The sequence below is a fragment of the Stenotrophomonas sp. STEN030 genome, assembly GCF_056759995.1.
On sequence record NZ_JBRREB010000087.1, the window covers coordinates 1 to 10,272 of the forward strand.

General features: G+C 63.7%; 8 protein-coding genes. 5 read left to right on the plus strand and 3 right to left on the minus strand.

Annotation, left to right across the window (positions count from 1 at the left end):
• Positions 1-192: 192 nt before the first annotated feature.
• Entirely contained in the window at positions 193-3,111 is a 2,919-nt protein-coding gene (locus tag ACVOLR_RS19275) for a bifunctional diguanylate cyclase/phosphodiesterase (RefSeq protein ID WP_481537868.1), read from the minus strand.
• Between the two features lie 180 nt (positions 3,112-3,291).
• Here ACVOLR_RS19275 and ACVOLR_RS19280 point away from each other — a divergent pair, with 180 nt between their 5' ends.
• From ACVOLR_RS19280 to ACVOLR_RS19300, 5 genes are all read left to right on the plus strand, one after another.
• Positions 3,292-3,849 carry an RNA polymerase sigma factor gene (locus ACVOLR_RS19280; RefSeq protein ID WP_481537869.1) on the plus strand — a complete coding sequence of 186 codons (558 nt, stop codon included), beginning with the start codon at positions 3,292-3,294 and terminating at the stop codon, positions 3,847-3,849.
• Complete coding sequence (locus ACVOLR_RS19285; protein WP_481537870.1) at positions 3,846-4,901, plus strand: hypothetical protein; 1,056 nt, start codon at positions 3,846-3,848, stop codon at positions 4,899-4,901. The genes ACVOLR_RS19280 and ACVOLR_RS19285 overlap by 4 nt, the downstream gene beginning before the upstream one ends.
• A 46-nt stretch (positions 4,902-4,947) precedes the next feature.
• Positions 4,948-5,544: an IMPACT family protein gene (locus ACVOLR_RS19290; protein ID WP_481537871.1), complete on the plus strand. Its 597-nt coding sequence runs from the start codon at positions 4,948-4,950 to the stop codon at positions 5,542-5,544.
• Positions 5,537-7,306: an ABC transporter transmembrane domain-containing protein gene (locus tag ACVOLR_RS19295; protein WP_481537872.1), complete on the plus strand. Its 1,770-nt coding sequence runs from the start codon at positions 5,537-5,539 to the stop codon at positions 7,304-7,306. The genes ACVOLR_RS19290 and ACVOLR_RS19295 overlap by 8 nt, the downstream gene beginning before the upstream one ends.
• Before the next feature lie 97 nt (positions 7,307-7,403).
• Positions 7,404-7,616 (plus strand): hypothetical protein, encoded by a 213-nt coding sequence (locus ACVOLR_RS19300; protein ID WP_481537873.1) that lies wholly within the window; start codon positions 7,404-7,406, stop codon positions 7,614-7,616.
• A gap of 428 nt (positions 7,617-8,044) precedes the next feature.
• On the opposite strand, the gene ACVOLR_RS19305 is transcribed toward ACVOLR_RS19300, so the two are convergent.
• Both ACVOLR_RS19305 and pdxY read right to left on the minus strand, forming a co-directional pair.
• On the minus strand, positions 8,045-9,160 hold the full coding sequence (locus ACVOLR_RS19305; RefSeq protein WP_481537874.1) for a prephenate dehydrogenase: 1,116 nt from the start codon (positions 9,158-9,160) through the stop codon (positions 8,045-8,047).
• Complete coding sequence (gene pdxY / locus ACVOLR_RS19310) at positions 9,157-10,065, minus strand: pyridoxal kinase (RefSeq protein WP_481537875.1); 909 nt, start codon at positions 10,063-10,065, stop codon at positions 9,157-9,159. Before pdxY ends, ACVOLR_RS19305 begins: the two co-directional genes overlap by 4 nt.
• Positions 10,066-10,272 lie beyond the last annotated feature (207 nt).

The window sequence follows — 10,272 nt, forward strand, 5'->3', positions numbered from 1 at the left end:
AATTATGGGGGGGGTGGGCGCAGGCGCCCGCCACCAAAAACAGTGTGATGCGTTGTTGGGCGGGGGTCATGGCCGCCGAAGCTCGTAGACCAAACGGGTCGCAGACATTCCAAACCCAACTTCAAGCGCGCATCGTGCAATTGCAGCTGATACGCACCGGGTAGGTTCGTGGCTTCGCGGCTTACGCCGCTCCTACAGACCTGCAGCAGCCTTCTTGCCCTGCAGGCTCTGTTCGCGCGGCGCCGGGTAGCCCAGCAGGTAGCCCTGGCCGAAGTTGCAGCCCAGCTCCTTGAGCGTCTGCAGCTGCCGTGCGTCTTCGATGCCCTCGCCTATCGTTTCAATGCCCAACGTGCGCGCAAGCGACAACACGCCCTGCACCAAGGTGTGCGTGCTGTTGCTGCCCTCATCGTGCAAGCCGGCAACGAAGCTGCGGTCCACCTTCAGCGCGCTGATCGGGAAGCGATGCAGATAGGACAGCGCGGAATAGCCGGTACCGAAGTCATCCAGCTGCACCACCACGCCACGCTCGCGCAGCTGGTGCAAGGCACGCAAGGTGCGCGGCTCGTCATCCAGCAAGGCCATCTCGGTGATCTCAACACGTAGACGCCCGGGGTCTGCCCCCGCCGCGTCCAGCATCCCGAGCAAGCGTGGCGCGAACTCGGCCGAACGGAAGTGCCGCGGCGACACGTTCACCGAGATGTAGCCGACAGCGGAAGCGGCCATGTCCTGCATCACCTGCTCGTAGATCTGCCAATCGACCTGTTCGATCAGGCCGCTTTCTTCACCCAGCGACAAGAACTCCCCCGGCAGCAGCACGCCGCGACGCTCATGCTGCCAGCGCAGCAGCGCCTCATGGCCAACCACCTGACCATCCAGCAAGGACACGATGGGCTGGTAATACGGCACGAAATCCCGCTTTTTGATCGCACGCCGCAGATCCGCTTCCAACTCCAGACTGCGCATGGCCTCATCATGCATCGCGCCATCGAACAACACACAGCGGTCCTGGCCCTTGAGCTTGGCCCGGTACATCGCCGCGTCTGCGTCGCGCAGCAGGTCCGCGCCAGATGTGTAGCGGGCATCCCATACCGCGATGCCGATACTGCCGGACGGGAACAGCTCGCGTCCGTCCACCCACATCGGCGCCTCCAGCGCCTTGAGCAGACGCCGCCCCAGGTCCATCGCCGCATTCGAACCGCGGTCGGAATGCACGAGCAGCGCGAATTCATCGCCGCCCAGCCGCGCAACCACGTCCTCACCGCGGACCAGACCCACCAGCCGGCGGGCGACCTCGACCAGCATCTGGTCACCAGCAGCATGACCAATACTGTCGTTGACCCATTTGAAGCGATCCAGATCCAGGAACAGCAAGGCAAAATGCGGGGCGATACCCAACTCCGCATTCTCGATCGCACGCTCCAATCGATCCTGCAGGTGCAGGCGATTGGGCAGCCCGGTCAGCACATCGTGCATGGCCAGGTGGGTCAAACGTTGCTCGGCGCGCATACGTTCGCCAATCTGTCCCAGCAGCTTCTGATTCACCTCGCCCAGCTCACGGGTGCGCTCGGTCACCCGCAATTCCAGGTCGGCATGGGCTTGCACCAAGCGCTGTTGATCGCGCTGGCGGGCAAGGCTGTTGCCGATGGCGCGGGCGACAAATACCAACAAGCGCTGATCATCGGCGGTGAACGCGACCTCCGGGTTGTAGCTCTGCACCGCGATGACACCTACTACTTCGTCATCGCTGAACAAGGGCACGCCCAGCCAGCATTGCGACTTGGCACCGAATTCTTTCAAGGTCCCAGCCGCGATCAACTTGTCGATGTCGACGCGCGTCAGCAGCACAGGTTCTCGGCGCTGCAGCGCGTACTCGGTCAAGCCATCGCTGAAAATCCGGGTTGCGCGTTCGCGGTTGAAGCGATCGACTGAATAGACAAACTCGATACCGGTCGCATCTGCGGTCACCATCGCGACGTAGAAATTGCTGGCATCCAGCAGCCGGCCAATGATCTCGTGGACCTGCGCGTAGAAGTCGCCCGTAGCCCTGCCGCTCATCGCCAACTCGGAGATGTTGAACAGCGCCGCCTGCAGCAATTCCGCGCGCCGACGCTCGATGATCTCGCCCTGCAGGTGGTCGTTGATGCGCTCCAGATCCTGGGTGCGCTGCCACACCCGTTGTTCCAGTTGCGCATGCGCCTGATGCCTATCCATCGCGGTGAGGATGTGTTTGGCGACAAAGTTCAGCAGCGCCAGCTCTTCCTCGCCATAGCAGGCATCGGCGACATAACTCTGTACCACGATCGCACCGCACACCCGGTTGTCCCGCCACATCGGCACACCCAGCCAGTCGGTACTCTCCTCGCCCTCCGATACCTCGTACGGCTGTTCCAGATATTTGGCCAGCTCACGCGACGGCCCGCTCAGTGCCCGACCATTGCGCAGCACCGCGAAGGTCAAACTTGCCGGCATTTCCTCGTAACGATAGCGACGCCCGGGATCAGGCAGATAGCTGTCGTGGGTATCAACGAAATAAAGGAATTCCAGGCTCTGCTGATTCTCATCGCACTCAACGATGTAGCAGTTCTCGGCGTACATCAACGAACCGAGGATGCGATGGAAATGCGCCATCATCTCCGTCATCGCCAGATCGGCGCCGGCCAGATCGGCAATTTCGAACAGGGCCTTCTGCAGCTGTTTGGAGCGTTGCAGTTCTTCGATCTGGATGCGCTGGCGCATCAGCTCCATGGCCGAGCAGATCAGCACCCGCGCCGTGCCCTGCCATGCTTCGCGGCGTGCCACCGGCAATGCCTGTTCGGGATCGATCAGCAGCACGTAATCCGCGTCGCTGTCGTGACTCCATTCCAGCAGATGAACGGAGCCGGGAAGATCTCCGGTATTTCCGGCAAGGCAGTCACGCGCCAACTGGCACAAACCATCGGCTGATTCCGGGAAACTGCAGCTACCCTTGCCCAGCAAACCATCACGCCACGCCAGCGCAACCGTGCTGACGGGAGGCAACAAGCTCTGCAATGTCGCTACCACTTTGGTGACCGGCGAAAATGTATCGGCGCGTTGGGTTTCGACCTTCGCGTCAAGCTCGCTATACGACATGTATCCGTTCTCTCTGGGTCCCGGCATCCCGGAACTCCCCCCTGAACCTGCAGCATACCTTTCGCAGCGGTCAAGAGCAGTGCGTCGCAGAAAAAGATTCCGATTCACGATTATGAATGCGCGTTGCCGCCGCCACCGACGGAGCTAGGCAGAATCCAAGCCAGCCACTACGCTTGGCAGGTGGATACCGCTGTCCAAACCCCTACCGATGAAGTGCTGATGTTGGCCTATGCCGACGGTGACAGCGATGCGTTCTCCGAGCTCTACGCCCGGCATCGCGCGCGGCTGTTCCACTATCTGCTCGGCCAGCTGCGCGACCGGCCGTTGGCCGAGGAACTCTTTCAGGACGTCTGGCAGAAGATGATCAATGCCCGCGCCGGCTGGAAGCCTGACGCGGCCTTTGCCACCTGGCTGTTCCGTATCGCCCACAACCGCCTCAACGACCATTGGCGCGCCGCCCGTCATCGACCTGCTGCACCAGAAGACGCCGACGAGCGCACCGCGCGTCTGGCCGACAACTGCACGCCGGAATTACTGGCAGACGAACAAGCCCAGCGCATGCAACTGCGCCAGGCCTTGGCCGAGTTGCCACCGGAACAACAGGAAGTCGTGATCCTGCGACTGGAACAGGAACTCAGCCTGGAGGAGATCGGGCAGATCACCGGCGTGGGCCGGGAAACCGTCAAGTCGCGGCTGCGCTATGCGATGGACAAGCTGCGCGCGAGGTTGAGCGAATGAACATCTCAGACATGCTGACCCCAGAAGAGCGTGAGCTGGCCCGACTGCTCGGCCGCCCCGGCGCCGGTGTCGCCGGGCCCAGCGCGCAGCTGGATGCCCGAATCCTGGCCATGGCCAAGGGCAACCCGCAGGCCCCGGCTCAACCCCAATCAGAGACACAGGCTGCGCATCGCCAAGCGCCCACAGCCAACTTGCGCCCAGCATCGCGCAACCGTGGCTGGGGACACCGACGCGGACTGGTGTCTTCATTTGCCGTGGCAGCGTCACTGGTGCTGGTGGTTGGCCTGGCCTGGCAGCTGCGCCCGCTGCCGCCGCAGCCAGCGATGCAGCACGCCGAAGTCGCCGCGCCTGCTGCCGATATGGCAGCCGCAGAGGTAGCTGCTGTTCCGGCTGCAGCGCCAATGCCAAGCCAGGCAGCCGAAGATGCTGCCGCTGCCTCGGCACCCGCAGCGCCGCAACCCCAATCCGTGGCAAGCGCGAAGGAACGTCGTGCCGATGCGCCGCAAGCTCCTCAGGCAAATGTTGCGGGCAATGACGAGACGAACGTCATCGAACAACCCAGCACCAGCAATGCAGGGCAATCGCCACGCGCCTTCGCCAATGCGCCGGTTCCGCCGCCGGCACCGCCCGCGCCTCCCGCTCCGCCAATGCCGATGATGGCCCCGGCACCGATGGCTGCCCCGGTTCAAGCCGAGCAGACCATCAGTACCGCTGGCGCGCAGGCCGACCTCTACCGCAGCGAAGCCGCGCCAGCACGCGCCGCAGCGCCACGTCCGGCATCTTCTGGTTCCACGCCGATTCCGCATGCTGGCAGCAAAGCTGTCAGCAAAGCGGCCGAGGCGCGCCGCCAGCGTGCGGAAGCCATCGCCGCAGACAGCACACCCGACATCGAGGCCGACGCCACGCTGTCACGCCACCAATGGATCAAGCGCATCCGCGAACGCCACGAAGCAGGTGATCTGGAAGGTGCGAAGGCCAGCCTGCGGCGCTTTGCCCACGACTACCCGGAAGCGCGCATTCCGCGCGATCTGCGGCCGCTGCTCAAGGATTGAGCAGCATCGGCTACCGCTTTGCAGCGCTGCCACTAGAATGACGGCAATGCTTGACACTCTCGCCGCACCCGCCAGCCACGAGCTGGAGATCAAACACAGCCGCTTCCTCGCGCAGGCAGCGCCGATCAGCGATGCCGGTGCAGCGCTGGCGTTCATCCAGTCGGTCTCGGATGTCGATGCCACTCACAATTGCTGGGCCTACCGGCATGGCAATGACTACCGTTCCAGTGACGATGGCGAGCCGGCAGGCACCGCCGGGCGCCCGATTCTGGCGGCGATTGATGGTCAAGGTTATGACCGCATCGCGGTGGTGGTGACGCGCTGGTATGGCGGCATCAAGCTCGGCGCAGGCGGCCTGGTGCGGGCCTATGGCGGCACTGCTGCCGAATGCCTGCGACTGGCCCAGCGCAGCCCATTGGTGCCGATGACCGAGCGCATCCTGCAATGCGGCTTTGAGGACATGGGTATCGTGCATACCCTGCTCGGTGCCACCGGTGCTGAAAAGCTTGAAGAACAATTCCTGCCCGAAGGCCTGCGCCTGCATGTGCGCCTGCCGGCAGACCAGATCGATGCGCTGGCACTACGCCTGCGCGACGCCACCCGCGACCGCCTACGCCTGAGCGAACCCGTCGACCATGACTGAAGCAGCCTCCACCCCGCCGCAGCGCAAGCTGCAGAAACTCGGCAGCCTGAAAACCCTATGGCCGTTCGTGCGCCGCCACGCCGGCCTGTTTACCGCTTGGCTGGTGGCCTTGACGGTGTCGTCTACGGCGACCTTGAGCCTGCCGATGGCGGTCAAGCAGATGATTGATCACGGCTTCTCTGGTGGTGGCGAGATCAACCGCGCCTTCATGTTGCTGTTCATCGTCGCGGTGGTGCTTGCACTTGCCACCGCCGCACGTTTCTTTTTCGTCTCCTTGCTGGGTGAGAAAGTCGTCGCCGACCTGCGCGCCAAACTCTACGCACACCTGATCGGTCTGGATGCCGGCTTCCATGACCGCACCCGCAGCGGCGAGCTGGTCTCGCGACTGACCGCCGACAGCGAACTGCTGCGCAGCGTGATCGGCTCGACCATGTCGGTGGCACTGCGCAGCAGCGTCACCGTGATCGGCGCGATGGTGATGTTGTTCGTCACCAGTCCGCACCTGGCGGTGTACTCGCTGATCGGCATTCCGTTGGCGGTGCTGCCGATCGTGTTGGGCGCACGCAAGCTGCAGAAGATCTCACGCGCCAGCCAGGACCGCGTCGCCGATGCCAATGCGCTCGCCTCGGAAACACTGGGCGCGGTGCGCACCGTGCAGGCGCATGCCCGTGAGCCCTACGAGCGTGGCCGCTTCGAGGCCGCGCTGGATATCTCCGTGGCCACCGCGAAGCGCCGCATCCGCACACAGTCCTTTGTCACCGCCATCGCCATCGTGCTGGTGTTCGGCGCAATCGTTGCGGTGCTGTGGTCGGGCGCGCACGACGTCGTCGACGGCCGCATGACAGCCGGTACGCTGGGCCAGTTCGTGCTGTACGCCTTGATCGGCGGCGGTTCGGTTGGTGCCTTGGCCGAAGTGTGGAATGAGCTGCAGCGCGCTTCTGGCGGCATGGGCCGGATCGGTGAACTGCTGGCCGAGAGTCCGCAGATCACCGCACCCGCACAGCCGCAACAGCTACCCTCACCGGTTCGCGGCGAAATCCGCTTCGAGCATGTGTCGTTCCATTACCCGCAACGTCCGGATCATCCGGCACTGGATGATTTCAGTCTGTCCGTGGCGCCGGGCGAAACCGTAGCTTTGGTCGGCCCCTCAGGTGCCGGCAAAAGCACGGTGCTGTCGCTGCTGTTGCGCTTCCATGACCCGGACAGTGGCAGCCTGCGTCTGGACGGCATCGACCTGCGTGAGCTTGACCCGGCGCAGCTGCGTCAAAGCATTGCCTTGGTACCGCAACAGCCAGCACTGTTTGCCGCCAGCGCAGCCGACAACATCCGCTATGGCCGGCTCGAAGCCAGCGACGAGGAAGTGCGTGCCGCAGCCCGTTCGGCCGAGGCAGATGACTTCCTGATGCAGCTGCCGGAAGGCTATGCCAGCGACCTGGGTGAGCGCGGTGCGCGCCTGTCTGGTGGCCAGCAGCAGCGCGTGGCGATCGCTCGCGCCCTGCTCAAGGACGCGCCGGTATTGTTGCTGGACGAAGCCACCAGCGCGCTGGACGCACAGAGCGAACGCGCCGTGCAGCAGGCACTGGAACGGCTGATGGCTGGGCGCACAACGCTGGTCATCGCCCATCGCCTGGCAACCGTGCTCAAGGCCGACCGCATCGTGGTGATGGACCATGGCCGTATCGTCGCGCAGGGCACCCATGCTGAACTGTTGGCACAGGACGGTTTGTATGCAGAGCTGGCACGGCTGCAATTCATAGATTGAGAACACTGCGGTAACGCAACGCTAACAACGTCAGCGGCAAGCTCACAAGGTGGTCGCACCTGCACTGCGCCCACCTTCCCAGCATTGGAGGCGAGCTATGGCGTTCCGACAATTTCCAGCGACCACCCGCGATGGCGAAAGCTGCATCGTCATCGAGTTTCTTGATGAGCCCAGTAGCACCCAAACCGACACCAGCCGTCCGCCGCGTTATGAGCTTGCCGATGGCCGGCCGCTGCTGCGTCGTGGCAGCAACCTGTTCAGTGCCGATGGCGAAGTCAGCCTGTCGATGAACCAGCCCTACCGGGCCTGACTCCCTGCTTCTGCAGCGCGCCGTGATCATTACCGGCGCGCACCAGGATGGCCCCGCTGGCGGCTGGCCGGATAAATCTGAATACGCTTTGCCGATCCGGCCTGCGGCTGATCAATTTTTCACCAACCATCTTGACAGCCTTGTGCCCCAAGGGATGTCAGTGATTATCCACATGCTTGCACACACGCCGCTGTGGATTAAGTCGCAGCTGGTGAGACGCAGATGGGGTGGAGCCCGCTCCGTTCTGGGTGTTCTGGCTACCTCGGCTTTTGTGGGAGCGGCGTAAGCCGCGAAGCTGGTGATCCTCAACCACTACGGCACCTTGGCAACTGCAGTGCGCTATCGGCTTCGGCTAGTGGCGGGAGCTTCGCGGCTGACGCCGCTCCCACAATTCCCACAATTCCCCCAGCTCCACAACTGCTGCAGCCCTACCGCTCCAGCACGCGACCTATGCCGCTGCTGTTGATTTCCAGCACCGCCGCTGCCAGCACGTCCGCCGCATACGCCTGCACAAATCCCATCCGGAAATGCACTTCACCACTGGGCGTGCGTGAGGAATGAATCGAGGCCAGGCTGATGCCGTGTCGCTCGAACACATGCAGCAACTCGCGCAAGGAACCGGCGCGGTCTTCCGGCAGATGCACACTCATCGCACTCTGGTCGGTCAGATCCGCCAGCAGATAACCGACCCGCTCGAAGCTGTAGTTGCCGTCGCGCAGGGTCTGCTCGTCCACCGCTGCCTTGTTCTCAGCCAGATACTGGCTACGGAACAGCGCACGCGCGGCATCGTCGCCCTGCCCCACCAGACCACGCAGCTGCTGCAGCTGCTGCAACAGATGATCCAGCACTTCGCCGGCATGCGGATTGCCGAACTGGATGTCTTCATAGATGGCCGGGTTCAAGGACAGAATGCGCGAGATCACCGCCGCATCCAGTTCAAACGCGGCCGAGCGGTACGGCATCAATTCACTCAGCGAACCAAGCATCGGCGCGTACTCGCGCAGCACGCCGGCTTGGGCCAGGTGGGTGGCATGCACCATTGCCTGCACCAGCGCCATCACCCGATCGTGATGCTCGGCAGTACCGCGCACGCACTCGGCCTGCAAGGCGATGCACAGCTCGTCCAGCCATGCCTGCCAGCGCGCATCCAACCGCGCTTCGCAGACCACCATCACCCTGCCCTTTAAGGTCGGCGCTTTGGGCGGCGCGGTCATCGGATGCAGGCCGGCGACCGACGCTTGCGATTCCAGCATCGCCGCGACCGGCTCGGCCTTGATCGAAGTCACGTCCAGCCACAGCTTGCCGCGCTCACGCCCGGCCGATTGCCGGATGTAGTCGCGGATCAATGCAGGCGTATGCCGGATAGGCGCAGAGAACAGCAACACGTCGGCCTGTTCCAGCAACTGCTCCGGCGTCTGCGAGTCCGCATCGACCGGATCGTGACCGATCACCTGCAGGCCCATGCGTGATTCGAAGAAACCACGCAGCCAACGTCCAAAGGCACCGCCGCTACCGACGATGCCAATGACTGGGCGCAAACTCACGCCAGACGCTCGGCGCGGAAGCGGTATGGCGTACCCAAGGCAGCCGGTGCGGCCGCCAGCACGTCGAACTCTTCCACACCGGTTGCCAGGGTCGCTTCCAACGCTGCGTGCACACCAGCGATGGCGCGACTCACGCCATCTTCGAAGCTATGGCCCTTGAGCAGGAAGGCGACCAGCAGCGACATCAACACGTCACCGGTACCGGCCACATCCACTGGCAGATGCGGCGAGGTCCAACGCCAGATCTGTTCGCGGCCAATGGCCAAGGTCACCAGCTCGCCCGGATCACCGGACACCGAATGCGCGATCACCCATTCCGGGCCGCGTTCCAGCAACTTGCGCGATGCAGCGATGGCGTCGTCCTGTTCCAATGCTGGCATGCCGGTCAGCCGGCCCAGCTCGAAGGCATTGGGCGTTACCAACCAGGCATGCGGCAACAGGCGCTCGATGAAGATCTTTTCCAGCCCCGGCTCAACGTAAGGGCCGGTATGGGTATCACCGATGACTGGATCCAAGCAGTAACGCAGGTTCGGCGATTGCGGCAGTACTTCGTCCAGCCAATCAGCAAACGCGGCGCCATTGGCGACACTGCCGAAGTAACCGGATACCAGGGCGCCGGCGCGTTGTGGCAGGCCCCGTTCGGTTGCGCCCTGCAACAGTTCTGCGAACCAATCTGCAGGCAACACGCGACCACGCAGGGTCTCGTAGAACGGCGCGTTGCTCAGCAGCGTGGTGGGAATTTCGGCGACGCGCAGCCCCAGGGCACGCAGCGGCGGCACCGCCGCGCTATTGCCGGCATGGCCGTAGACCAGTTGGGATTGCACGGAAATCACGTCCACCGGCGACGGCCCATCCGGGCGTTGCCGACGACCGTGCACGAGATGGCTATGGTCGACTTCGTTCATCGCCCTATTCTACGTCCGCAGGACAAGGCGCGACTGCATACGCTTGCGCGCGCAACCAATAGCAGATGGCATAACGAAAAAAAGCCGCAGCAGGCTGCGGCTTTGATCCATGTAGTGGGGGCGGCGCGGACGAGGGGGGCGGAAATCCGGGGAGGGGGGGCCGGGGGGGGGGGGCGGGACCGGGGCAGAAATAGCAGATGACGACAC